The organism is Streptacidiphilus cavernicola, assembly GCF_042510955.1.
GTDB classification, from domain to species: domain Bacteria; phylum Actinomycetota; class Actinomycetes; order Streptomycetales; family Streptomycetaceae; genus Streptacidiphilus; species Streptacidiphilus cavernicola.
In genome coordinates this window covers 215,447-239,119 of record NZ_JBHFAB010000005.1, presented here as the reverse complement: position 1 = coordinate 239,119, position 23,673 = coordinate 215,447, and the positions used below count along the sequence as shown (strand labels likewise).

Sequence of the window (23,673 nt, the reverse complement as noted above, 5' to 3'; positions counted from 1 at the left end):
GAGGTCCGGTTCGTCCGGTTGAGTGACGCAGGCGGTCCCGACAGGGAACAATGCATCTGCCGTGTCGACGCACACGGAGGGGCTTTGACCGGGGATGAGGTCACGGCCCCGTACACGGGCCAAGGAGTAACCGGGTGACGACCTTCAACGAGCACACCAGCCTCGACGACCCGGCCGAGGTGACCGGTCCGCCACCGCTGGCGGCCGTCGCGCCGCAGCCGCAGAGCATGGGCCTGGCCGAGCTGGGCGCCGTGGTGGAACGCGTGCGCGCCTCCGTGGAGAGCGTGCTCGAAGGCAAGCCGGAGGCGGTGCGGCTGGCCCTGACCGTGCTCCTCGCCGAGGGACACCTGCTGATCGAGGACGTGCCCGGCGTCGGCAAGACCCTGCTGGCCAAGGCCCTGGCCCGGTCGGTGGACTGCACCGTCCGCCGGATCCAGTTCACCCCGGACCTGCTGCCCTCGGACATCACCGGCACCAGCGTGTTCGACCAGAACCGCCGCGACTTCGAGTTCAAGCCGGGCGCGATCTTCGCGCAGATCGTGGTCGGCGACGAGATCAACCGGGCCTCGCCGAAGACCCAGTCCGCGCTGCTGGAGTCCATGGAGGAGGGCCAGGTCACCGTGGACGGCACCAGCTACCCGCTGCCGTCTCCGTTCATGGTGGTCGCCACCCAGAACCCGATCGAGATGGAGGGCACCTACCCGCTGCCCGAGGCCCAGCGCGACCGCTTCATGGCCAGGATCTCCATCGGCTACCCCAGCCCGGACGCCGAGCTGCAGATGCTCGACGTCCACGGCGGCGCCTCGCCGGTGCAGGAGCTGCGGCCGGTCGCGCACGCCGACGACGTGGTGAAGCTGATCGACATGGTCCGCCGGGTGCACGTCGCGGATGAGCTGCGCCGCTACGCCGTCGCCCTGGTCGGGGCCACCCGCACCTCCTCCGAGCTGCGGCTCGGCGCCTCGCCCCGGGCCACCCTGCACCTGCTCAGGGCGGCCCGCGCGGCGGCGGCCCTGGACGGGCGCGACTACGTCATCCCGGACGACCTGCAGGAGCTGGCCGTCCCGGTGCTGGCGCACCGGCTGCTGCCGACCGCCGAGGCCCAGCTCGGACGGCGGACCACCGAGCAGGTCGTCCGCGACCTGGTGCTCCAGCTCCCCGTCCCGCACCCGGCGCGCTGAGATGGCCGCCAAGCCGGGCGGCGGGGGTGCGGGCGCACGCGGCGGCGGAGCGCACGGCGGCACAAGCGCACGCGGCGGCACGGGCGGCGGGACCGGCGGCGCCGGCGCGTCCCGCGGCGCGGCGGCCAGGACCGCGCTGCGCGGGCTGACCACCCGGGGGCGGTCCTTCCTGGCCGCCGGGATCACCGCGGCGCTGTGCGCCTACCTGCTCGGACAACCGGCCCTGCTCAGGATCGCGCTGCTGCTCGCCGCACTGCCGCTGATCAGCGCGATGATGCTGATGCGGACCCGGTACCGGGTCGCCAGCGGCCGGCGGCTCACCCCCTCGCGCACCCCGGCCGGGCAGGAGGCCCGGGTGCACCTGCGGGTCGACAACGTCTCCCGGGTGCCCACCGGGCTGCTGATGCTGGAGGACAAGGTCCCCTACGTGCTCGGCCCCCGGCCGCGGTTCGTGCTGGACCGGGTCGAGCCGCGCGGGCACCGCGAGGTCTCCTACCGGGTCCGCTCCGACCTGCGCGGACGCTACCCGCTGGGCCCGCTGCAACTGCGCCTCGGCGACCCGTTCGGGCTGTGCGAGCTGACCCGCTCGTTCACCGCCGCGGACACCCTGACCGTGGTCCCGCACGTCCAGCCGCTGGCCCCGGTCCGGCTCACCGGCGAGTGGACCGGCTACGGCGACAGCCACTCCCGCGCGGTCGCCCTGGCCGGCGAGGACGACGTGGTGCCGCGCGAGTACCGGCACGGCGACGACCTGCGCCGGGTGCACTGGCGCTCCACCGCCAAGTACGGCGAGCTGATGGTCCGTCGCGAGGAGCAGCCGCTGCGCAGCCGGGCCACCGTGCTGCTGGACACCCGCACCGCCGGGCACCGGGGCAGCGGCCCGGCCTCCTCGTTCGAGTGGGCGGTCAGCGCCGCCGCCTCGATCGGGCTGCACCTGCTGGAGCGCGGCTACGCGGTGCGGCTGCTGACCGACACCGGCGACGCGGTCACCGGACCCGGCGGCAGCGGCCTCGGCGCGGCCTCGGCCGAGGCCGCCGGGCTGCTGCTGGACACCCTGGCGATGGTGCAGCCTTCCGAGGGGCAGAGCCTGGTGCGGGCCGAGGAGGTGCTCCGCCTCGGCGGCGAGGGCCTGGTGGTGGCCCTGCTCGGCTCGCTGGACGACGAGCAGCTCGCGGAGCTGTCCCGGCTGCGCCGGCGCACGTCCGCGGCGGTGGCGATCCTGCTGGACAGCGCCACCTGGTCGCTGAACCGGGTCCCGGTGCCCGCGGCGCCGGCCGCCGACGCCCCGGAGAACGCCACCGACCTGCAGCTGCGGCTGCTGCGCGAGGCCGGCTGGACCGTCCTGGCCGCCCGCTCCGGCGACTCGCTCCCCGACCTGTGGCAGCAGGCCGACCACGCCGCCGCGGCCCCCGCGCCCGGCTCGTACTCCGCCGGAAGGAGCGCGTCATGAACGGGCGCACCCGGATCGCGTTCTGCGGGGCCGCCGCCACGATGCTGACGGCGCTGTGCCTGTGGCCGCTGGTCACCCCGAACGGCTGGCTGGTCCAGGCCGCCTTCCTGGTCCTGGTGGTGACCTGCCTGGGCCTCGGCCTGCGCCGGATCCCGGTGCCGCGGCCGGTGGTCCCGGCGGTGCAGCTGGTGGTCGTGCTGCTGCTGCTGACCGTGTTCTACGCGGGCGGCTCGGCCGTCGGCGGCGTGCTGCCCGGACCGGGCGCGGTGCGCGCCCTCGACAGCCTGGTCAGCGACGGCATCAACGAGATGACCCAGTACTCGGCCCCGGCCCCGGCCCGGCCCGGCCTCTCGCTGATCCTGGTCAGCGGGGTGGTCCTGATCGGGCTGCTGGTGGACCTGGTCGCGGTGACCTACCAGCGGGTCGCGCTGGCCGGGCTGCCGCTGCTGGCGCTGTACTCCGTCGGCACCGGGATGCACCCGAAGAACACCGTGTGGTTCTGGTTCCTGCTGGCCGCGTTCGGCTACCTGGCGCTGCTGATGGCCGAGGGCCGGGACCGGCTCTCCCGCTGGGGCCGGGTCTTCCACGGCACCCCGGCCACCCTGGCCGGGAGCGGCGGCGGCAACCCGCTCACCGGCACCGGCTACCGGATCGCCGCCCTGGCAGTGGTGGCCGGGCTGCTGCTGCCGCTGGGCCTACCGACCCTGGACAGCGGCCTGCTCGGCCGGATCGGCGGCGGCCCCGGGATCGGCGGCGGCGGCGCGATCATCACCGCGGTGAACCCGCTGGCCTCGCTGGCCAGTTCACTGAGCCGGCAGACCAACACCGACCTGCTCAACTACACCACCAGCTCCACCGACCCCAGCGACCAGTACCTGCGGATCGTGGACCTGGACAAGTTCGACGGCACCTCCTGGTCGCCCAGCAGCCACACGGTGCAGTCGGTGGCCTCCCCGCTCCCGGCGACCGACGGGCTCTCCGCGAACGTCCCGGCGCAGGCGGTGCAGACCAGGATCACCACCATCCCCGGCTACGTCCAGCAGTGGCTGCCGATGCCCTACCCGGCGATCTCGGTCTCGGTGGCCGGCGACTGGCGCTACGAGCCGGAGGGCCGCACCCTGGTCGGCGCCAAGGGCCAGACCGCGGGCGGCCTGAAGTACACCGTCAACAGCCTGACCGTGAACCCGACCATCGACCAGCTGCGCAAGGCCGGAAAACCGCCGGCGGCCATCGCCGACACCTATCTGAGCCTGCCCAAGAACTTCCCGGCCGCGATCGTCACCGCCGCGGAGGGGGTGACCAAGGACGCGGCCACCCCGTACGACAAGGCGGTGGCCCTGCAGAACTGGTTCACCAGCACCGGCGGGTTCAGCTACAACACCGAGGTCAAGGCCGACACCAGCTCGAACGCGATGCTGGACTTCCTGCGCGACAAGCAGGGCTTCTGCGTGCACTTCGCCTCCACCATGGCGGCGATGGCCCGCGCCCTGGGCATCCCGGCCCGGGTGTCGGTCGGCTTCACCCCCGGCACCCGGCAGAGCGACGGCAGCTGGGAGGTCGGCACCAAGGACGCCCACGCCTGGCCCGAGCTGTACTTCTCGGGCGTGGGCTGGCTGCGCTTCGAGCCGACCCCCGGACGCGGCGCGGCCCCCGACTACACCGTCCCCGGCAGCACCACGACTCCGGTCAACAAGCCGCAGCCGAGCGACGCCCCCGGCGCCGCGGCCACCCCGGCCCCCAAGGCCAGCGCCGGCTGCATCAGCGAGGTCCAGCAGCGCACTGGCGGCTGCAGCAACGGCGCGAGCGGCGCGAACGGCGGCTCCGGGCAGAGCGCGGGCGGGCTGAACCCGCTGGAGCTGGCACTGGTCGCGGCCGGGGCGCTGATCCTGTTGCTGCTGCTGACCCCGATGCTGTGGCGGCTCCGAGCGCGGAGCCGCAGGCTGCGGCGGACCCCGCCGCGGCGCGGCGGACCGGGCGGCGGCGGGCGCGGCGGCGCGGAACGGTTCGAGCTGAGCGAGCAGCAGGTGCTGGCCGCCTGGACCGAGCTGATCGACTCCGCCTGGGACGTCGGCATCCCCCCGGACGAGGCGGAGACCCCGCGCCGGATCGCCGCCAGGATCGTCGAACTGGGCGAGCTGCGGGACGAGCCGAAGGCCGCCGCAGGCAGGCTGGCGCTGGCCACCGAGCAGGTGCTCTACGCGCCGCGGGCGGAGGTCCACCCGGCGCTGCGGCAGGACGTCCGCACGGTCAGGGACGGGCTGCGGGCCTCGGTCGGACGTTCGGTGCGGATCCGGGCGGTGCTGCTGCCGCCGTCGTCGGCACGGCTGCGGCGACGGATCAGCGGCGGCTTCGCAGCCGCGTTCGAACGGAGCTTCGGACGGCTGCGGCGGCGGGGCGGCAGCGAGGAGTAGCGGCGCGAAGGGCAGGCACAGGAACGGCGGCGGGCGCCTGGAGAGGTGCCCGCCGCCGTTCCTGCTGCTCAAGCTGTGTGAAGGTGTTCCGCGGTCCCGCAGGGCTCAGGCACCGCGCTGCTCGTCGTGGCGGCGCTGCCAGCGCTGCTCCATCCGGTCGACCACCCCGGTCTTGCGGCGGCGCAGCGGCGCACCGGTCCGAGGGTCGGCGACGCCGAGCCTGGGCGCCCTGCGCCATCCGGTGATGGCGACGACCGCGCAGGTGAGCATCACCACGAAACCCACGACGCCGACCCACCAGAGCTTGGTGACCATGCCCCCCATCAGGAGGCCCACGCCGACGACGAAACCCGCGGCAGCCGCGTAGACCGTCCGGCGGGTGCGAGCGCGCAGCCCCGTACCCTCAAGCGCTGTCGCGAACTTGGGGTCCTCGGCGTACAGCGCTCGCTCCATCTGCTCGAGCAGACGCTGCTCGTGCTCCGAGAGCGGCACGTCGTCCTCCTACTCTGGTCGCTACGGCGACCACCGCCGTCCCCGTCAGGACCGCGTCCGCCGCTGGTTCCTGCTGTGATGCGTATGCCCCGACGGGTGGACTGTCATGCCTTGCTGGCTTTACCCGAATCATACGGTCGGCAGCCGGTTTTTGGAGAGCGCTGAGCCATGTGCACCACCAGGACAACGGCTGGGACCGGGGTAGAGGTTCCCCTCTGCGCGGCAAGGGGCGGAAGGGACCGGAGGGACGGGGGCGACCGGCGGCGGGCCCGGCCCGAGCGCTACCTGAGTTCCGCGAGCAGGTGCAGCTGGGTGGCGACGGCGTGGAAGGCGGGCTGCTCGGCGGCGGCCAGCTCCAGGGCGAGCAGCGCCTCCACCGCGCCGGGCTCGGTGTCGACCAGGACGCCGGGGACGAGGTCGGCGAAGATCCGCACCCCGTGCACCGAGGCGACCCGCAGCCCGGCGGCGTCGGCCAGCGCCCGCAGTTCCTCGACGCTGAAGCGCCGCGGCGGGGGGCCGCCCCAGGCGGCGGCGGTCGGGGCATCCGTGGCGGTCGCGGAGGGGCCGGTCGTGGAGGGGGCGCCCGCGGTCGTGTCCAGCATCGCGCGGGCCTCGGCGAAGTGGCCGGCGATGGCGCGGGCCAGCACCGCGCCGTTGCGGTTGGCGGCGAGCAGGCTGACCACCCCGCCCTTGCGCAGCCCCGCGGTGAGCTGGCCGAGTGCCTCGGCCGGGTCGTCCACCACCTCCAGCACGCCGTGGCACAGCACCGCGTCCACACTGGCCGGCTCGACCAGGTCGGCCAGGGTCTGGGTGTCCCCCTGCAGCCCGCGGACCAGGTCGGTGACCCCGGACTCGGCGGCCCGGCGCTCCAGCGCGAACAGCGCGTCCGGGCTGGGGTCGACCACGGTCACCCGGTGCCCCAGCCGGGCCACCGGCACCGCGAAGTTGCCGGTGCCGCCGCCGGTGTCCAGCACGTCGAGGACGGGCCGGCCCAGCTCCTTCGCGCGCCGCTCCAACGCGGAACGCAGCACCTCCCACACCACGGCGGTCCGGAGGGAGCTGCGGGGACGCGTCGGGTACACGGGGGGACTCCTCGGCAGGTTCGGCGGCGCCTCGGCGGCGCGCGGCGGGACGGTCCCCACCTTACGGTGTGGCGCCCGGGTGACGGCCGCTCAGCCGGTCCTGGGCATCGGCGGTTCGCCCTCCCCGCGGGACCGCTCGACCACCGGGTCGAGCGCTATCACCCGCTGCACCATCCGCACGAACAGGGCGGTGTTCCGGATCAGGTCGTCGGCCTCGCGCATGGTCGCGGCGGAGGCGATCCCGGCCTCGGCCGCGGCCCGCTTGGACGCGCCGGCCGCGTAGTAGAGGGCCCACTCGGCCAGCTCGGGGGCGACCTCGGGCAGCACCTCCCAGGCACTGCGGATCCGGCCGCGCCGGCGCGGGCTCTCCTCCGGACGGCCGCGGACCGCGAGCACCGCGGCCGAGGCGCGCAGCGCGGCCAGGTGCGCCACGGCGTAGCGCTCCAGCGGGCCCTCCATGCCGCGGGCCTCGTCCAGCCCGCGGTAGGCCTGCGCCAGCAGGTCGAGCGCGGCCGGCGGGGCGCCGGCCCGGCGCAGCACCGGATGGATGTCCGACGGCGGCCGGTAGGGCTTGGCGGCCCCGCCGGTGCTGCCGGGGTGCGCGCCCGTCGTCGTTCCGGTCGCGGCCTGCAGCGGCAGTTGCAGCACCTGCGCGGTGGAGACCTGTGCGGTGGGGATCACCTTGTCGCTCATGGCTGTCGCGTCCTCCCGTTCGATTGCAGCCGTCAGGCGTTCGCCGTACTCGTGAGGGTCCAGCGCCCGGCGGCGCGGTCGAAGCTGAGGTCGTACACGCCCGTGTCGAAGCAGCGGCCGGGGCTCGCCTGCACCCGCCAGACCTCCAGACCGCCGGTCCAGTGCGCGAGCACCTCCCGGACGGCGTAGACCCGGTCCCGCCACAGGAAGTGCGTGGGCAGTTCCCGCCCGCCCCTGACCTCGATCAGTTCCGCCATCGCAGCCACCTCCTTTCGAACGTATATTCGAACACCTTCAGGGTAACCCCCGCCCGCACCCCGCCGTCAACGCCGCGTGCCGCAACCGGAACCCTCAGCGACATGCTGCACCCCACCACTGACAATCCGGCCGGACGGCCGGGCGTGCGGCAGCTCACAGCGGATTCGGCGGTTGGGGGGCGGGGTGGGGGCTAGAGTTTGTACTGACCAGTCAGTACAAAAAAGTGAGGCGGGGACGGGTGATGGGGGAACGGGCGGATCTGGACGGCGTCGCCGTCCGGGTCGAGGGGTTGGGGCTGCGCGGGCCGCGCGGGTGGGTCTACCGGGGCGTGGAGCTGGCGGTGCGGCCGGGCGGGCTGGCGGTGGTCGGCGGGGCGGCCGGCTCCGGGCGCACCTCGCTGCTGCTGACCCTGGCCGGGCGGATGAGGCCGAGCGAGGGCCTGGCCGAGGTCGCCGGGCTCGCGCTGCCGAAGCAGGCCGCGGCCGTGCGGCGGCTCGCCGGGCTCGGCCCGATGCCGGGGGTCAACGACCTGGAGGGCGCGCTGACCGTCGCCGAGCACCTGCGCGAGCGGCGGCTGCTGCACGCCTCCCGGCGCCCCCTCCGCGCCCGGCGCGGCGCACCCCTCCGCACGGTCGAACAGGCGCTGGCGCTGGCCGGGCTGACCGTCGAGGAGCTGCCGCAGGGCCCGCGCACCCCGGTCCGGGAACTGACGCCGATGCAGGCGCTGCGGCTGTCCACCGCGCTGGCCCTGCTCGGCCGACCCCGGCTGCTGTGCGTGGACGACACCGAGGACCGGCTCCCGGCCGCGGAGCGGACCGCGGCCTGGGCCATGCTCCGCGGCGTCGCCGACGCGGGTACCACCGTCCTCGCCGCGGGGACCGACGGCACCGGACTGGCCGACCTGGCCGTCCGACTGGAAGCAGGGGAGACCTCCGATGCGCATGCCTGACCTGGCCCGGATGGAGCTGCGGCGGTTCTCCCGCGGGCGGCTGCCGCGGGCCGCGCTGGTGGCGCTGATGCTGCTGCCGCTGCTCTACGGCGCGCTGTACCTGTGGTCCTTCTGGGACCCCTACGGCAGCCTGGACCGGCTGCCGGTGGCGCTGGTGGACCAGGACCGCGCGGTGACCGTCCAGGGCCACCGGATCGACGCGGGCCAGGAACTGGCCGACGAGCTGACGAAGCGCCGGATCTTCGGCTGGGACAGCGTCAGCCCGGAGCAGGCCGCCAAGGGGGTCGCCTCGGGGAAGTACTACCTCTCGCTGACCATCCCGGCCGACTTCAGCAAGGACATCGGCAGCAGCGACAGCGACCGTCCCGCCGACGGCGAGCTGAAGGTGCAGACCAACGACTCGAACAACTACATCGTCGGCCAGATCTCCCGCTCGGTGTTCGACGAGATCCGCGCCGCCACCTCCAGCCAGGCCTCGGCGGGCTTCTACGACCAGGTGTTCGTCAGCTTCGCGGACATCCACACCCGCACCGTCAAGGCCGCGGACGGCGCGGACCAGGTCGCCGACGGCGCCCGGCAGGCCCAGCAGGGCGCGGGCCGGCTGGCCGGCGGGGCGGCGACCGCCGAGGGCGGCGCGCGGCAGCTCGCCGCCGGGCTGGACACCGCCAGCAGCGGCAGCGCGAAGCTGGCCAAGGGGCTGGACAGCCTGGACCAGGGCGCGGGCCAACTGGCCACCGGGGCACGGCAGGCCGCCGCCGGGACCCAGCAACTCGCGGACGCGGTCAACCCGGTGGCGAAGAATCTGTCCCCGCTGCTGCACGAGCACCCGGAGCTGATCAGCACCTCGGCGACGCTGGTCGCCGACAACGCCGCGAAGATCGCCGCCGACCTGGGCCGACTGCCCGCCGACAGCCGGGCCGCCCTGGCGGACGCCCGCAGGGCGCAGGCGCAGCTCGACGCCGCGGTGGCAGCGCAGTGCGGCACGGACCAGGCCGGGGCGGACTGTGTCCGGTTGCGGGCTGGGGATCAGGCGGCCCGGCAGGTGGTGGGCGTCGCTGTGCGGTTGAACGGCCAGGTGCAGCAGCTCGCGCCCGAACTGACCTCGCTGGCCCAGGACGCCGACCGGGTCGCCGCCCTGGCCAAGCCGCTGGAACAGCCGGGTCTGGCACAGAAGTTCGACACCGCCGTGGCCCAGGTCAACCAGCTCAACCAGGGCGTGCACACCCTCGCCACCGGCGCGGACGCGCTGAGCCGGGGCACCGGCCAGGCCAGGACCGGCGCCAACTCCCTCGACAGCGGCCTGACCAGCCTGGACAGCGGTGCGCACACCCTCTCCAGCGGCCTCTACCGGCTCTCCGACGGCGCGCGGCAGCTGGACGGCGGCCTCACCAGCCTTTCGCACGGCTCGGTCCAGCTCGCCGACGGACTGCACAGCGGCGCGGGGCAGGTCCCCGACTACGACGCCGACCAGCGCGACGCCCGCGCCGCCGCGATGAGCGACCCGGTGCAGCTGGCCAAGGACGAGCTCAACGCCACGCCCAACTACGGCACCGGCTTCGCCCCGTACTTCATCCCGCTGGCGCTGTGGGTCGGCGCCATGGTCGGCTACATGCTGCTGCGCCCGCTCAGCAACCGGGCGCTGGCGGCGAACGCCCCGGCCTGGCGGGCGGCGCTGGCCGGGTGGCTACCGGTGGCCGGACTGGGGCTGCTGCAGGCGGGCGCGCTGATGGCGGTGCTCTGTTGGGCGCTGGGCCTGCGGCTGGTGCACGCGGCCGGGGTGTTCGGGTTCCTGGCGCTGACGGTGCTGTGCTTCGCCGCGGTGGTCCAGTGGCTGAACGCCCGCTTCGGCCCGGCCGGGCGGCTGCTGGCACTGGCCCTGCTGATGCTGCAGCTCACCTCGGCCGGAGGGACCTACCCGGTGCAGACCAGCCCCGGCTTCTTCGGCGCGATCCACCCGTACCTGCCGATGAGCTACGTGGTGGCCGGGCTGCGGCGGCTGGTCAGCGGCGGCGACCTGACCGCGGTCTGGACCGGCTCCGCGGTGCTGGCCGGGTTCACCCTGGCGGCGCTGGTGCTGACCACGCTGACCGCCCGCCGCCGCCAGGTGTGGACGGTCTCCCGACTGCACCCGGAGCTGACCCTGTGACCGACAATGGCGTCATGAGCACCTCCCGCCGCGACGCGACCCGCCAGAAGCTCTACGAGGCAGCGGTGACGCTGATCGCCGAACAGGGCTTCTCGGCCACCACGGTGGACGAGATCGCCGAGCGGGCCGGGGTCGCCAAGGGCACCGTCTACTACAACTTCAGCAGCAAGTCGGTGCTGTTCGAGGAACTGCTGCGGCACGGGGTCGGGCTGCTCACCGCCGCGCTGAGGGCGGCCGGTCCCGACGCCGGGCTGGGCGGGTTGGCCGCGCTGGACGCGATGGCCAGGGCGGGCCTTGAGTTCATCCGCGCCTACCCGTCCTTCGCCCAGCTGTTCCTGGCCGAGACCTGGCGCACCAACCGGGCCTGGCACGACACCCTGCGGCTGATGCGGGAGGAGACCGTCTCGGTGGTCGCCGCGGTGCTCGCCGAGGCGGTCGCCGACGGGGACCTGCCGGACGACCTGGATGTGCAGCTGACCGCGTCGGCGGTGTTCGGGATGGTGCTGGTGGTCGCCCTGGACTGGCTGGCGTTCCAGCCGGAGCGGAGTCTGGACGACGTCCACGGCGGCCTCAGCCGACTGCTGCGGGCTCGCATGCCGGGCTGACCGCGGGGCGCTCGGGTTCCCGCTCCGGCACGGGCACGGTCAGGTGGCGCAGGAAGAACTGGACCAGGGGGCCGATGGCCAGCGCGTAGGCGACCGTGCCGACGCCGAAGGTGCCGCCGAGCAGCAGGCCGACCAGGAGCACGGTCAGTTCGATGGCGGTGCGGACCAGCCTGACGGACCGTCCGGTCCTGCGGCAGAAGCCGGTCATCAGGCCGTCCCTCGGCCCCGGGCCGAAGCGGGCGCCGAGGTAGAGGCCGCCGGCCGCCCCGTTGAGCACGATGCCGGCGGCGAGGACGGCCAGCCGCAGCGGCAGGCCGTGCAGGGTGGGGAGCAGCCGCAGCGCCGCGTCCACGGACAGGCCGATCACGAAGACGTTGCTGACGGTGCCCAGCCCGGGGCGCTGCCGCAGCGGGATCCAGAGCAGCAGCACGGCCGCGCCGACGATCATGGTGATGGTGCCGAAGGACAGCCCGAGGTGGCGGGTCAGCCCCTGGTGGAAGACGTCCCAGGGGTCGAGCCCGAGCGCCGACCTGATCTGCAGCGCCATGCTGCCGCCGTAGAGGGCGAGGCCCAGGTAGAGCTGGGTCAGGCGGCGGGTCAGGTTCATGCGGCTCCCCCTTGGATTCTGCTGCTGATGCTGCCACTCTGGAGACAATTGGCCTTTGTTTCCAGGTCCAATCGAGGAGAGGTGGACTGGTAGTGAGCGTTCGCTCCTCCATCGGCGCGGTCCAGTTGGACCGGGTGCTGGGCGACTGGCAGCAGGGCCGCGAGGCCGCGTACCGGGCGCTGGCGGCCGGGCTGCGCACGCTGGTGCTGGACGGGCGGGTGCCGGTGGAGACCCGGCTCCCGGCCGAGCGCGAGCTGTGCGCGGTGCTCGGCGTCAGCCGGACCACCGTCACCGCGGCCTACGAACTGCTGCGTGAGGAGGGCTTTCTGGCGAGCCGTCGGGGGTCGGGGAGCTGGACCGCGCTGCCCGCGGGGCGGCCGATGCCGGTCGCCGGGCTCTCGCCGTTCCCGGCCGACCGGGGCGGGGTGATCGACCTGGGCGTGGCCGCGATGGCCGCGGCCGAGCCGTGGATCAGCCGGGCGATGGCGGCGGCCTGCGCCGAGCTGCCCGGGTACACCCGGACCCACGGCGACTTCCCGGCCGGGCTGCAGGTGCTGCGGGAGGCGGTCGCCGACCGCTACGCGCAGCGCGGGCTGCCGACCTCCGCCGAGCAGATCATGATCACCAGCGGCGCGGCCGGGGCGCTCACCCTGCTGCTCCGCGCGCTGGTCGGCCCGGCCGACCGGATCGCGGTGGAGTCCCCCAGCTACGCCAACGCCCTGCAGGCCATCAGGTTCCACGGCGGCCGGGCGGTCCCGGTGCCGTTCGAACGGGACGGCTGGGCCATGGACGCCTGGGCCAGGACCCTGCGCGAGGCGGCCCCGGCCCTGGCCTACGTCATCCCGGACTTCCACAACCCGACCGGGCTGCTGATGCCGGAGCAGCAGCGCCGCGAGCTGGTGGCGCTGGCCCGCGCCACCGGCACCCGGCTGATCGTGGACGAGACCATGGCCGAACTCGCGCTGGACGGCTCCGGCCCGATGCCCCGGCCGTTCGCCTCGTTCGACCGCGGGGGCGGCGGCAGCGTGGTCACCGTCGGCTCGGCGGGCAAGACCTTCTGGGGCGGGTTGCGGATCGGCTGGATCCGCGCCGACCCGGAGCTGATCCGGCGGATCGCGGGCGACCGGGCCAGCATGGACGTCTGCTCCCCCGTCATGGAGCAGCTGGCGGTCCGTCACCTGCTGACGGACTGCCTGCCGGAGGTGCTGGAGCACCAGCGGCGGCGGATCCGGGAGCAGCGGGACGCGCTGGTCGCCGCGGTGCGGGAGCAGCTGCCGGACTGGACCTTCCGGGTGCCGGGGGGTGGGCTGTCGCTGTGGGTCCACATCGGGGACGGCGGGCTGGGCGGCAGCGCGTTGTCCGCGATGGCGGCGCAGTCGTTCGGGGTGTGGATCGGCTCGGGGCCGCGGTTCGGGGTGGACGGGGTGCTGGAGCGGTTCGTCCGGCTGCCGTTCGCGCAGCCCGCGGAGGTGTCGCGGGAGGCGGTGCGGCGGTTGGCCGCGGCGCGGGCGGCGGGGATGGCGCGGGGCGCCACGGTGACGCCTCCGGCGGAGGTTGCCCTGCTCTGACGGGGGATCGGGCGGAGGCCTCGCGGGGCGGGGACCTCAGGCGGGGGGACCTCAGGCGGGGCGGGGGGCGGGCAAGAGAAGGGGCGGGGTCTGCGTTCCGGCGGTTCTGTCCGCCGGTGTGCAGGCACCGCCCCTTCGCCTCCCCCGTGGGGTTCCCCCGAACCCCCGAACCCCGGGCCCGGCGACTGCTCCGCCGCCCCGTGTCGGCGGCGCAGTCCCCTGCCCCGGGCGACGACCCGCGGATGCCCGGCCCCCGTCGGCCGCACCCGTGCTCCCCAGGAGGAGCCCCCCGTGTGCGTCCGCCGCCGGCGACCGCGAGCCGTCTGACCCATACTTTGCCCTTCCCGCAGGTGGCGGGGCATCCGTGCGGCTACTCATCCCGCCGGACGGGTGGACTGAGTACCCGTACTCAGAGATCGTCCCGGGGAACGGGCCGCCGGTCGGTGGCGTCGGTTACGGTGTGCGTGCCACAGAACGGGGGCTCCACCGTGTCACTCCTTCCCTTGGTCTTCACCAGCGGCTGGGCCAGCGGCATCAACGCCTACGCCGTCGTGCTGCTGATGGGCCTGCTCGGCCGCTTCGACGGCGTCGCCTCGGTGCCGCCCGCGCTGGAGCGGACGGACGTGCTGGTCGTCGCGGCGGTGCTGTGCTTCTGCGAGGTGGTGGCCGACAAGATCCCCTATGTCGACTCGGCCTGGGACGCGGTGCACACCTTCATCCGGCCGATCGCCGGAGCGGTGATCGGGGCGCTGCTCGCGGGCCACGCGAACGACTCGCTGACCAGCCTCGCGGCCGGGGCCGTCGGCGGCTCGACCGCACTGGCCAGCCACACCGTCAAGGCCGGGCTGCGGATGGGGGTCAACACCTCCCCCGAGCCGTTCAGCAACGTCATCGTCAGCACCGGCGAGGAGCTCTCGGTGGCCGGGCTGGTCACCCTGGCGCTGTTCCACCCGGTGCCCGCTGCCATCATCGCGGGGACCCTGCTGGTGATCGGCCTGTTGCTGCTCGCCTTCACCTACTCCCGGATCCGCCGCTTCCGACGACGACGCCGCGAGCGGCGCGCGGCCGCCCCGACGGCCGGACCACGGTGACGACCAGGAGCAGGGCGACCGCGATGAAGACGGCCGCCACGCCCATCCCGACCGAGACCCCGTGCGCGAACAGCGCGTCCGGGCCGCGCCCGGCCGGGTGCCGGGTGGCCGAGGTGAACACGGTGAGCAGCACCGCGGTGCCCAGCGCGCCGCCCGCCTGCTGCATGGTCTGCAGCGTCCCCGAGGCCGCGCCGGACTCCTCCGGGCGCACCGCGGACAGGATGGTGATGCTCAGCGGCGCGATGGTGAAGCCCGCGCCGGTCCCGAACAGCACCATCGACGGCAGGATGCCGCTCGCGTAGGCGGTGGTCGCGTCGACCCGGGTGAGCAGCAGCAGTCCGGTCAGCAGCAGGATCGGGCCGCCGATCAGGAACGGCCTGGCCCCGAACCGTGGGACCAGCCGGGGCGCGGTCCTGGCCCCGACGAAGATCAGCACGGCCAGCGGCAGGAAGGCGAAGCCGGTCCGCAGCGGGCTGTAGCCGAGCACGTTCTGCAGGTACTGGGTGATGAAGAAGAACATCCCGTACATGGCCGCCGGGAGCAGCAGCATGGTCAGGTAGCCGCCGCCCCTGACCCGGTGCCGCAGCAGGTGCAGCGGCAGCAGCGGCTGCACCGCGCCGTAGGCCTCCCAGAGCACGAAGCCGGTCAGCAGGACGGCCGCGGCGGCGAACCAGCCGAGGGTGGACCCGGCGCCCCAGCCCGCGGTGGCGGCGTGGATGAAGGCGTAGACCAGGGTCCCGGTGCCGAGCGTCGCGGCGACCGCGCCGGGCAGGTCGAGCCGGCTGGGGTGCCGCTCGGGCTCGCGGATCAGCCGCGGCGCCAGCAGCACGATGGCCAGGCCGAACGGCACATTGATGAACATGACCGAGCGCCAGGAGAAGTACGAGGTGAGCAGGCCGCCGAGGATCATCCCGACCGCCGCGCCGCCCGCCGACATGCTGGAGAACAGCCCGATGGCGCGGGCTCGCGCGGTGGGCTCGCGGTAGGTGCTGACGATCAGCGCCAGGGTGTTGGGCGCGGCGACCGCCGCGCCGACGCCCTGCGCCGCGCGTGCGGCCACCAGCAGCCCGGGGCTGGTGGCGAAGCCGCCGAGCAGCGAGGCCAGGGTGAACCCGGCGATGCCGACGACCAGCAGCCGGCGGCGGCCGAACAGGTCCCCGGCCCGGCCGCCGAGCAGCAGCAGTCCGCCGAAGACCAGCAGGTAGACGTCCTGCACCCAGGACAGGCCGGCCGCGGAGAAGTGCAGGGTGCGCTGGATGCCGGGCAGCGCGATGGAGACCACGGTCGCGTCCAGGACGACCATGAGCTGGCAGGTGAGGATGACCGCCAGGGCGAACCCCGGCCTGGGCGGTCGTACCGCGGGTTTCCGGACGCGGTCGTCGACCGGAGCCGGGGCAGGGGCGATGATGTTCTCGGGCATGGCTCTCCCATGGGGTCATGGCGAAGGAGCGGAAGTAACCGGAGAGATTCTCCGCTTCCGTCCACGACGATACGGAGATAGTCTCCGTTTATCAACTCCTGAATGTGATGACGCATGACCGCGACCGAGCCAGCGCGCAGCACCCCTCCGCCGACCCCGCGCCCGATGCGGGCCGACGCCCGCCGCAACTACGAGCGGCTGGTCGCGGTCGCCACCGAGGCGTTCCTGGAGGACGGCGCCACCGCCTCCATGGACGACATCGCCAAGCGCGCCCAGGTCGGCCCCGGCACCCTCTACCGGCACTTCCCGAACCGGCAGGACCTGCTCGCCGCGGTGCTGCAGCAGTGGATGCAGTCGGTGCTGGACGACGCCGAACCGCTGCTCACCGCCGACGACCCGGCCCAGGCGCTGGGCACCTGGCTGAGCCGGCTGGTCGCCCACGTCACCTCGTTCCGCGGGCTGACCGCCGCGCTGCTGCCCACCGAGCCCAGCCCGGAGTCCCCCGGCCGGGTCCTGCACAGCGCGCTCGACGTCCTGCTCACCCGGGCCCAGGACAGCGGCCAGATCCGGCGGGACGTCGGGATGAAGGACGTGCTGATGCTGATCGGCGGGATCGCCTGGGCCTGCAGCACCGGGAAGCCGGTGGACACCGACAAGCTGGTCGGCCTAATCATGGACGGGCTGCGGGTGCAGCCCTGACGCCGTGCGGGCGCAGCCCTGACCGGGACATAGGATCAAGCCCCATGGCACGGATTGTCGTCATCGGCGCAGGAATGGGCGGGCTCGCGGCAGCGGCGCGGCTGGCCACGGTCGGCCACCAGGTCACCGTGTGCGAGGCGGGCCCGACGCACGGCGGGATGGTCGGGCGGTACGAACGGGACGGCTTCGGCTTCGACACCGGACCCACCCTGCTCACCCTCCCCGCCGTCTACCGCGACCTGATGCTGAAGACCGGCCGCACCCGGCTGGAGGACGAGGTCGAGCTGCTCCCGGTCGAGCCCGCCAGTGCGCACCGGCTCCCGGACGGGACCGGCGTGGTCCTGGCCAACGCCTCCCGGGCCAAGGTGATCGAGGCGCTGGACGCGGCGCTGGGCGCGGGCGCCGGCGTCCGCTGGGGCGACCTGCTGGAACGCGGACGCGGCGTCTGGGAGGCCACCCGCCGCCCGCTGCTGGAGGAACCGCTGCCGGACGACCCGTCCGCGCTGCACCGCGACCCGTACCAGCCGGCCCGGCGCGGGGTGTTCGCCCGGCCCCCGCGCGGTTACGCCGGGGTCGGCTCGCGCGAGCTGCGGCACCCGGGCCTGGTCGCGCTGCTGGACGAGTACGCGCTGCGGTTCGGCCTGGACCCGAGGACCGCCCCGGCCTCGCTGACCGTCGTCCCGTACATGGAGCAGAGCTTCGGGGTCTGGTACGTCACCGGCGGGATGCGCGCGCTCGCCGACGCGGTGCTGCGGCGCTGCGAGCAGCGGCGGGTGGCGCTGCGGTTCGACACCCGGGTGGAACGGGTGCTCGGCGGGGAGCGGGTCAGCGGGGTGCGGTTGGCGGACGGCGGCGAGCTGGCCGCGGACGTGGTGGTCTGTGACGCGGCGCCGCGGGTGGTGGGCCTCGGTGAGCCGGGGTCCCGGCTCGCGCCGGGGCGGTTCAGTGTGCTGCTGGCGCTGCGCGGCGAGCGGGCGGCGGAGGTGCCGCACCGCACGGTGGTGCACGCCGTGGACCGGCGGGAGGAGTTGGACGCGCTGTTCTCGGACCGGCCGGGGCTCTGCGCCCGGCCCACCGTGCAGGTGCTGCGGCCCGCGGACGCGACGCTCGCGCCGGCCGGCCACGAGGCCGCGGTGCTGACGGTCACCGTTCCCGGCTCGCGGGGCGGCGGCGTCGACTGGGACGCGCCGGGGGTGGCCGAGGCCTACGCGGACGCAGTGCTGGCGTATGCCGCGCCGGAGCTGCGGGAGCGGGTGCTGTGGCGGGAGGTGCGGACCCCGGCCGACACCGAGCGGCAGACCGGGGCGCCCGGCGGGTCGGTCCCCGCGCCCGCCCTGGCCGGGGCGGACGGGCGGTTCCTGCGGGCCGCCAACCGTACGACGGTCGCCGGGCTCTACCTGGTCGGCGGGGCGGCGCATCCGGGCGGCGGGTTGGCCCGGGTGGGCATGTCGGCCGCGGTCACCGCGGAGCTGATCGGCACGCCTTGACGGGGCGTCAGCCGTACTGGGGCGGCCAGCCGCCGGGTTCTGGTTCGGGCTCGCCGGGGGCGGCCACCGGTTCCGGTTGGTAGGGGTAGTAGGGGTAGGGCTGCTGCTCGTAGTAGTAGCCCTGCTGCTGGTACTGGTACTGGTCCTGCTGTTGCTGCGGGTATTGCTGCTGCTGGTCGTAGCCGGAGTAGTCGTACTGGGGTTGCTGCTCGTACGGCTGGTACTGCTGCTGTTGGTCGTAGCCGGAGTAGTCGTACGTGGTGTAGGTGTACTCCGGCGCGGGCTCCGGCAGTTGTTCCGGTTCCGGTTCCGGGGGCTCCGGCTGTTGGGGGGCCGCGGGCTCGGGCGGGGTCTCGGCGGTGGTCGTCGGGAAGACGGAGCCCAGCAGCGGCAGACCGGCCAGCGGGCCCGGGAGGCTGCCGTCCGCGGCGCGCAGCGACCAGTGGGTCCGGCCGCCGGTCCGCACCGAGCGGCTGACCAGGTACTGGCCGACGCCGAAGCCGACCACGCCGACGGCGATCAGCGGCAGCGATCCCCGGGCGACCCCGGCCACCAGGCCGAGGAAGCCGAGCAGGGCCAGCCCGCGCCAGTGCGGTTCGGCCCGGTGCTGCAGCAGCAGCTCACCGAGCAGCCACAGCGCCACCGCCGCGAAGGCGACGTAGAGCACCGCGTGTCCGATACCGCCCATCCGACCCCACCTGCCTCCGCTGCCTTCCGCACCACGGTACCCGGTTCAGCCTCGGCGCTGGTGCAGCCCCAGATTCTGGTAGATCTCGGTGGTGACCGTGGAGAAGTTCATCGTCATGAAGTGCAGCCCGGGGGTGTCCGCCTCGATCAGCCGGCGGCACATCTCGGTGGCGTGCTCGATGCCGAGGGCGCGGACCGCCCTGGGGTCGTCCTCGACCGCGAGCATCCGCTCGGCCAGCTCGGCCGGGAAGACGGCGGTGCTGAGGCTGGGGATGCGGCGCAGCGAGCGGATCGAGGTGACCGGCATGATCTCCGGGATGATCGGCGTCTCGCACCCGGCCGCGGCGACCCGGTCGCGCAGCCGCAGGTAGTCGTCCACGTCGAAGAACATCTGGGTGATCGCGTAGTCGGCCCCGGCCCGGCACTTGTCCACGAAGTGCCGGACGTCGCTGTCCCAGTCGGACGAGCGCGGGTGCATCTCGGGGAAGGCCGCGACGCCGACGCAGAAGTCGCCGGACTCCTTGATCAGCTGGACCAGCTCGGCCGCGTACTCCACGCCCTGCGGATGCTTCACCCAGGGCCCGAGCGGGTCGCCGGGCGGGTCGCCGCGCAGCGCCAGGACGTTGCGGACGCCCTGGTCGGCGTAGTGGCCGAGGATGTTGCGCAGCTCGGCGACGCTGTGGTCGACCGCGGTGAGGTGGGCGACCGGGGTGAGCGTGGTCTCCTGGGTGATCCGCCCGGTGATGTTGACGGTGCGTCCGCGGGTGGAGCCGCCCGCGCCGTAGGTCACCGAGACGAAGGTCGGCGACAGCGCCTCCAGCTGCCGGATCGCCCGCCACAGCCCGACCTCCGCCTCGGCGGAGCGGGGCGGCATGAACTCGAACGAGTACGAGCGGCTTCCGGCGCGGAGGAGCTCGCGGATGGACAGCGCGCTGTCGTTGCGGGTGCTGGAGGTACCGAGGGCCATAGGGGCAGGTTATCCGCGACGCGTAAGGAAGGGTAAACAGGCGTCCAACAGCTGATACCGGTGGCGGAAGCCCTGCGCGCGGGCGGGGCGGGGCAGTGGCGTTACGCTGGCTGTCCCTGTACTGCTCGGAGCCTGCCGGTGCCCCCCACCTTCACCCCGTCCCCGCTCGACCTCGCCCCCGCCCTGGGCCGCGCGGTCGACGAGGAGCGGTTGCGTACGCGGGTGGACGCGGCCCTGGCCCGGTTCCTGGACCGGCAGGACGCGGTGCTCGCGTCCATCTCGCCCGACCTGCTGCCGGTCGCCGCGGCCGTCCGCGACCTGCTCGGCGGCGGCAAGCGGCTGCGTCCCGCGTTCTGCTACTGGGGCTGGCGCGGGGCCGGCGGTGACAGCTCGGACGAGGGCGCGGTCGCGGCCTGCGCGGCGCTGGAGCTGCTGCAGGCGGGCGCGCTGGTGCACGACGACCTGATGGACCGCAGCGACACCCGGCGCGGCCTGCCGTCCGCGCACCGGCGGTTCGAGGCGCTGCACGCCGACCGGGGCTGGCGCGGCGACGCCGCCCGCTACGGGACGGCGACCGCGGTGCTGCTCGGGGACCTGCTGCTGGTCTGGTGCGACGAGCTGGTCTGGGACTGCGGGCTCGACCTGGCCGCGGTGCGCCGGGCCAAGCCGCTGTTCGACCTGATGCGGACCGAGGTGATGGCCGGGCAGTACCTGGAGCTGCTGGAACCGGCCGCGCCGCGGCCCGAGGGCGCGGCCGAGCGGGCCCGCACGGTGGCCCACTACAAGTCGGCGAAGTACACGGTCGAGCGCCCGCTGCAGATCGGCGGCCTGCTGGCCGCCGCGGACCCGGCGCTGACCAGCGGCTACGCGGCGTTCGGGCTGCCGCTGGGCGAGGCGTTCCAGCTCCGCGACGACCTGCTCGGCGTCTACGGGGACCCGGCCGTCACCGGCAAGCCGACCGGGGACGACCTGCGCGAGGGCAAGCGCACCCTGCTGATCGCCGAGACCGAGGAGCACTGCGGCGGCGCCGACGCCCGGCTGCTGGACGAGCTGCTCGGCGCGCCCGACCTGGACGAGGTCCGGCTGGCGCTGCTGCGCGGCGTGATCACCCGCAGCGGCGCGCCGGAGCGGGTGGAGGCCCGGATCGGGCAGCTGGTGGCCGAGGCGGTGGCGGCGCTCGACCAGGTGCCGCTGGTCGACGAGGCGGCACGCCGGGTGCTGCGGCGGCTCACCGACGCGGCAACGGCACGGCGGCACTGACCCCCGCCGACGGCGCCGTTCCTGCCGACGGCGCTGGCCCCGCCGACGGCGGACGGACGGCACCCGCTTCGCCGAACAGTCAAGTAGCTTGACCGATCGGCGAAGCGGGTGCCCAGAATCGAAGCGGGTGCCCCAGGAACGAGAATGCCCCGGCAGCCAGGGGCCGCCCCGGGAATGACTGTCAGTCGCGCTCGCGGACCCGGCGGGCCAGGTCCGCCGCCGCCGCGTGCGGGTCGGCCGCCTCGGTCAGCGCGCGGACCACGACGATCCGCCGCGCGCCCGCGTCCAGCACCTGGTCCAGGTTGCCCGCGTCGATGCCGCCGATGGCGAACCAGGGGCGCTCCGGCGCCACCTTCGGCTGCTGCTCGGCGGCGTAGCCGACCAGGCCGAGGCCCGGCGCGTACCGTCCCGGCTTGGTCGGGGTCGGCCAGACCGGGCCGGTGCAGAAGTAGTCGACGCCGGGTTCCACCAGCGCCGCGTCCACCTCGGTCTCGGCGTGGCAGGAGCGGCCGATCAGGATGTCCTGGCCGAGGATCGCCCGCGCCGCCGGGACCGGCAGGTCGTCCTGCCCCAGGTGCAGCACCTGCGGCCGGACCGCGTGGGCGACGTCGGCGCGGTCGTTCACCGCGAGCAGCCGGCCGTGCCGGCGGCAGGCGTCGGCGAAGACCTCAAGCGCGGCCAGTTCCGGCCCGGCCTCCAGGCCCTTGTCGCGGAGCTGGACGATGTCCACCCCGCCGGCCAGCACCGCGTCCAGGAACGCGGCGAGGTCGCCCTGCTCCCGGCGGGCGTCGGTGCAGAGGTAGAGCCGGGCCGCGGCCAGGGAGTCCGCGGAGCTCACAGGGCCATCGCCTGCGCCCGGCGCTTGACCTCGGTGCCGCGGTTCTCGTTCAGCGCCTGCGCGGGGGTGCCGGGCAGCGACGGGTCATCGGTGAACAGCCACTCCAGCATCTCCTCGTCGGTGAATCCGGAGTCGCGGAGCAGCGTGATCAGGCCGGTGATGCCCTTGACCGTGCCGCGCTCGCCGATGAAGGCGGCCGGGACCATCAGGGCGTTGTTCTCGCCGCGGCGGACCGCGAGCAGCGTGCCGTCGTCGACCAGGCGGCGGACCTTGGTCACCACGAGGCCCCACTGCTCGGCGATCTCGGGGACGTTCATCCAGGTGGGAATCAGGGCGTCAATTTTGGGATCAATCTGGCTCACACCCCCAAGCGTGCCATCCCCGGCGGCCCCCGCGCACCATCACCCGCCGACGGCCGCCTTCAGCGGCACCGCCGGGTCGGCCGCGCGGGACGGGTCGACGAGGGTCCCCCGCTCGATCAGCCGCCGCCCCTGGGCCAGGTCCCGGGGCCGGTCCACGGCCAGCAGCGCCACCGGGACGCCGTCCCGCAGCCACAGCGCGCCCCAGCCGCCCTCCGGCCGCGCCGGGTCGCCGCGCCACAGCAGTTCGTCGCCGGGGCGGTGGTGGCCCGCGTACTGGACCATCCGGCCGAACTGCTCGGACCAGAAGTACGGCACCGGGTCGTACACCAGCTCCCCGCCCAGCGCGTTCGCCGCGGCGACCTTCGCGCCGTGCAGCGCGTTGTCCCAGTGCTGCACCGTCAGCCGGGTCCGGTAGCGGGCGGACGGGAAGGAGGCGCAGTCGCCGACCGCGAACACCCCCTCGGCCGAGGTGCGCAGCCCGGCGTCGGCGGCGACCGCGCCGCGGTCGTCCAGGGCGATCCCCGAGCCGTCCAGCCAGCCGGTGTCCGGGCGGGCGCCGATGCCGACCACCACCGCGTCCGCGTCCAGCTCGGTGCCGTCGGTGAGCAGCACCGCGCTGCCGCCGAGGCCTTCCAGCCGCGGCTCGGCGTCGACGATCCCGCCGACGGCGCAGCTGGTGCGCAGGTCGACGCCCGCCTCGGCGTACCAGCGCCGGGTCAGCTCGCCGACCTCGGCGGGCAGCGCCCCGGCCAGCGGCACCGGGGCCGCCTCGACCACGGTGACCTCGCAGCCCAGCTTCCTGGCCGCGGTCGCGGCCTCGGCGCCGATCCAGCCGGCCCCGATCACCACCAGCCGCGCGCCGGGGCGCAGCGCGGTCCGCAGCGCCACCGCGTCGTCGTGGGTGCGCAGCAGGTGCGCCGCGGCGGGCTGTCCCGGCAGAGCCACCGCGCGGGCCCCGGTGGCGAGCACCAGCCGGTCGTACTCCAGCTCCCCGCCGCCAGTGCGCAGGATCCGCGCCTCCGGGTCCAGGCCGGTGGCGGTGCGGTCGAGCAGCAGGTCGACGCCGAGGCCGCCGTAGTCGAGCTCGAACCGGGAGTTCTCGGCCTTGCCCAGCAGTACGTCCTTGGACAGCGGCGGGCGGTCGTACGGCAGGTGCGGCTCCGCGCCCAGCAGCACCAGCTCCCCTTCGTACCCCTGCCCGCGCAGCGAGACCGCTGTCTGCACTCCGGCCATCCCGGCCCCGACCACCACAAGTCGCATGTCCGTCACTCTACGGGCGGTACTAGAGTGGACGGGAAACCCGCGGGAGCCCGGCGTACCGGGCTGAGAGGGAGGCGGCAGGCCTCCGACCGTCCGAACCTGATCCGGGTCATGCCGGCGAAGGGAGCGCGCCACCGTGCCACGCGCCCATGCAGTCCCCGGC

At 74.6% G+C, this 23,673-nt stretch carries 22 protein-coding genes and 1 riboswitch; of the genes, 11 read left to right on the top strand and 11 right to left on the bottom strand.

Going from position 1 to position 23,673, the window contains the following annotated elements; translation table 11 throughout:
* Window positions 1–227: 227 nt before the first annotated feature.
* The 3 genes from ACEZDE_RS09265 to ACEZDE_RS09255 are packed head-to-tail and all read left to right on the top strand — an operon-like array spanning window position 228 to window position 5,039.
* Complete coding sequence (locus ACEZDE_RS09265) at window positions 228–1,178, top strand: AAA family ATPase (RefSeq protein WP_380534570.1); 951 nt, start codon at window positions 228–230, stop codon at window positions 1,176–1,178.
* A 1-nt stretch (window position 1,179) separates the two neighbouring features.
* Window positions 1,180–2,628, top strand: coding sequence for a DUF58 domain-containing protein (locus ACEZDE_RS09260; protein WP_380534393.1), 1,449 nt, complete (start codon window positions 1,180–1,182; stop codon window positions 2,626–2,628).
* The gene (locus ACEZDE_RS09255; RefSeq protein ID WP_380534391.1) at window positions 2,625–5,039 is read left to right on the top strand and encodes a transglutaminase TgpA family protein; all 2,415 of its coding nucleotides are present in this window, start codon (window positions 2,625–2,627) and stop codon (window positions 5,037–5,039) included. Before ACEZDE_RS09260 ends, ACEZDE_RS09255 begins: the two co-directional genes overlap by 4 nt.
* Before the next feature lie 105 nt (window positions 5,040–5,144).
* Here the strand turns inward: ACEZDE_RS09255 and ACEZDE_RS09250 are convergent, their stop codons facing one another.
* The 4 genes from ACEZDE_RS09250 to ACEZDE_RS09235 all read right to left on the bottom strand — a co-directional run bounded on the left by ACEZDE_RS09250 (window position 5,145) and on the right by ACEZDE_RS09235 (window position 7,563).
* Entirely contained in the window at window positions 5,145–5,531 is a 387-nt protein-coding gene (locus ACEZDE_RS09250; RefSeq protein WP_380534389.1) for a DUF3040 domain-containing protein, read from the bottom strand.
* Between the two features lie 281 nt (window positions 5,532–5,812).
* On the bottom strand, window positions 5,813–6,613 hold the full coding sequence (locus ACEZDE_RS09245; RefSeq protein ID WP_380534387.1) for a methyltransferase domain-containing protein: 801 nt from the start codon (window positions 6,611–6,613) through the stop codon (window positions 5,813–5,815).
* A 90-nt stretch (window positions 6,614–6,703) separates the two neighbouring features.
* On the bottom strand, window positions 6,704–7,306 hold the full coding sequence (locus ACEZDE_RS09240) for an SAV_6107 family HEPN domain-containing protein (RefSeq protein WP_380534385.1): 603 nt from the start codon (window positions 7,304–7,306) through the stop codon (window positions 6,704–6,706).
* Window positions 7,307–7,338: 32 nt separating this feature from the next.
* On the bottom strand, window positions 7,339–7,563 hold the full coding sequence (locus ACEZDE_RS09235) for a DUF6504 family protein (RefSeq protein ID WP_380534383.1): 225 nt from the start codon (window positions 7,561–7,563) through the stop codon (window positions 7,339–7,341).
* 242 nt (window positions 7,564–7,805) lie between these two features.
* Between ACEZDE_RS09235 and ACEZDE_RS09230 the strand changes: the two genes are divergently transcribed.
* The 3 genes from ACEZDE_RS09230 to ACEZDE_RS09220 are packed head-to-tail and all read left to right on the top strand — an operon-like array spanning window position 7,806 to window position 11,264.
* A complete protein-coding gene (locus ACEZDE_RS09230; protein ID WP_380534381.1) occupies window positions 7,806–8,513 on the top strand; it encodes an ABC transporter ATP-binding protein in 708 nt (235 codons plus the stop codon).
* Window positions 8,500–10,659 carry a YhgE/Pip family protein gene (locus ACEZDE_RS09225; RefSeq protein ID WP_380534380.1) on the top strand — a complete coding sequence of 720 codons (2,160 nt, stop codon included), beginning with the start codon at window positions 8,500–8,502 and terminating at the stop codon, window positions 10,657–10,659. Before ACEZDE_RS09230 ends, ACEZDE_RS09225 begins: the two co-directional genes overlap by 14 nt.
* A gap of 14 nt (window positions 10,660–10,673) precedes the next feature.
* Window positions 10,674–11,264 carry a TetR/AcrR family transcriptional regulator gene (locus ACEZDE_RS09220; RefSeq protein WP_380534378.1) on the top strand — a complete coding sequence of 197 codons (591 nt, stop codon included), beginning with the start codon at window positions 10,674–10,676 and terminating at the stop codon, window positions 11,262–11,264.
* Here ACEZDE_RS09220 and yczE read toward each other — a convergent pair.
* A complete protein-coding gene (yczE, locus tag ACEZDE_RS09215) occupies window positions 11,230–11,871 on the bottom strand; it encodes a membrane protein YczE (protein WP_380534377.1) in 642 nt (213 codons plus the stop codon). The genes ACEZDE_RS09220 and yczE overlap by 35 nt on opposite strands.
* A 92-nt stretch (window positions 11,872–11,963) precedes the next feature.
* Between yczE and yczR the strand changes: the two genes are divergently transcribed.
* Window positions 11,964–13,439 (top strand): MocR-like transcription factor YczR, encoded by a 1,476-nt coding sequence (gene yczR, locus ACEZDE_RS09210; RefSeq protein ID WP_380534375.1) that lies wholly within the window; start codon window positions 11,964–11,966, stop codon window positions 13,437–13,439.
* Window positions 13,440–13,927: 488 nt separating this feature from the next.
* Window positions 13,928–14,530, top strand: a complete 603-nt coding sequence (locus tag ACEZDE_RS09205; RefSeq protein WP_380534373.1) for a DUF4126 domain-containing protein — start codon at window positions 13,928–13,930, stop codon at window positions 14,528–14,530.
* Here ACEZDE_RS09205 and ACEZDE_RS09200 read toward each other — a convergent pair.
* Window positions 14,451–15,950 carry an MFS transporter gene (locus tag ACEZDE_RS09200; RefSeq protein WP_380534371.1) on the bottom strand — a complete coding sequence of 500 codons (1,500 nt, stop codon included), beginning with the start codon at window positions 15,948–15,950 and terminating at the stop codon, window positions 14,451–14,453. The genes ACEZDE_RS09205 and ACEZDE_RS09200 overlap by 80 nt on opposite strands.
* A 114-nt stretch (window positions 15,951–16,064) precedes the next feature.
* On the opposite strand from ACEZDE_RS09200, the gene ACEZDE_RS09195 reads away from it, so the two are divergent.
* Together ACEZDE_RS09195 and ACEZDE_RS09190 are read left to right on the top strand one after the other, a co-directional pair.
* Entirely contained in the window at window positions 16,065–16,649 is a 585-nt protein-coding gene (locus ACEZDE_RS09195) for a TetR/AcrR family transcriptional regulator (RefSeq protein WP_380534369.1), read from the top strand.
* Between the two features lie 44 nt (window positions 16,650–16,693).
* Window positions 16,694–18,136 carry a phytoene desaturase family protein gene (locus tag ACEZDE_RS09190; protein ID WP_380534367.1) on the top strand — a complete coding sequence of 481 codons (1,443 nt, stop codon included), beginning with the start codon at window positions 16,694–16,696 and terminating at the stop codon, window positions 18,134–18,136.
* A 7-nt stretch (window positions 18,137–18,143) separates the two neighbouring features.
* Here ACEZDE_RS09190 and ACEZDE_RS09185 read toward each other — a convergent pair whose 3' ends face one another.
* Window positions 18,144–18,824, bottom strand: coding sequence for a hypothetical protein (locus ACEZDE_RS09185; RefSeq protein WP_380534365.1), 681 nt, complete (start codon window positions 18,822–18,824; stop codon window positions 18,144–18,146).
* A gap of 45 nt (window positions 18,825–18,869) precedes the next feature.
* The gene (metF, locus tag ACEZDE_RS09180) at window positions 18,870–19,790 is read right to left on the bottom strand and encodes a methylenetetrahydrofolate reductase [NAD(P)H] (protein WP_380534364.1); all 921 of its coding nucleotides are present in this window, start codon (window positions 19,788–19,790) and stop codon (window positions 18,870–18,872) included.
* Window positions 19,791–19,928: 138 nt separating this feature from the next.
* Here metF and ACEZDE_RS09175 point away from each other — a divergent pair, with 138 nt between their 5' ends.
* Entirely contained in the window at window positions 19,929–21,050 is a 1,122-nt protein-coding gene (locus tag ACEZDE_RS09175) for a polyprenyl synthetase family protein (RefSeq protein WP_380534362.1), read from the top strand.
* A gap of 181 nt (window positions 21,051–21,231) precedes the next feature.
* Here the strand turns inward: ACEZDE_RS09175 and thiE are convergent, their stop codons facing one another.
* From thiE to ACEZDE_RS09160, 3 genes are read right to left on the bottom strand one after another with little or no spacing between them, the layout of a single operon-like run.
* A complete protein-coding gene (gene thiE, locus ACEZDE_RS09170; RefSeq protein WP_380534361.1) occupies window positions 21,232–21,888 on the bottom strand; it encodes a thiamine phosphate synthase in 657 nt (218 codons plus the stop codon).
* Window positions 21,885–22,250, bottom strand: coding sequence for an Rv2175c family DNA-binding protein (locus tag ACEZDE_RS09165; protein ID WP_380534359.1), 366 nt, complete (start codon window positions 22,248–22,250; stop codon window positions 21,885–21,887). Before ACEZDE_RS09165 ends, thiE begins: the two co-directional genes overlap by 4 nt.
* Before the next feature lie 39 nt (window positions 22,251–22,289).
* Window positions 22,290–23,510 carry an NAD(P)/FAD-dependent oxidoreductase gene (locus tag ACEZDE_RS09160; RefSeq protein ID WP_380534357.1) on the bottom strand — a complete coding sequence of 407 codons (1,221 nt, stop codon included), beginning with the start codon at window positions 23,508–23,510 and terminating at the stop codon, window positions 22,290–22,292.
* A gap of 41 nt (window positions 23,511–23,551) precedes the next feature.
* Window positions 23,552–23,637, top strand: a riboswitch (TPP riboswitch).
* Window positions 23,638–23,673: the final 36 nt, after the last annotated feature.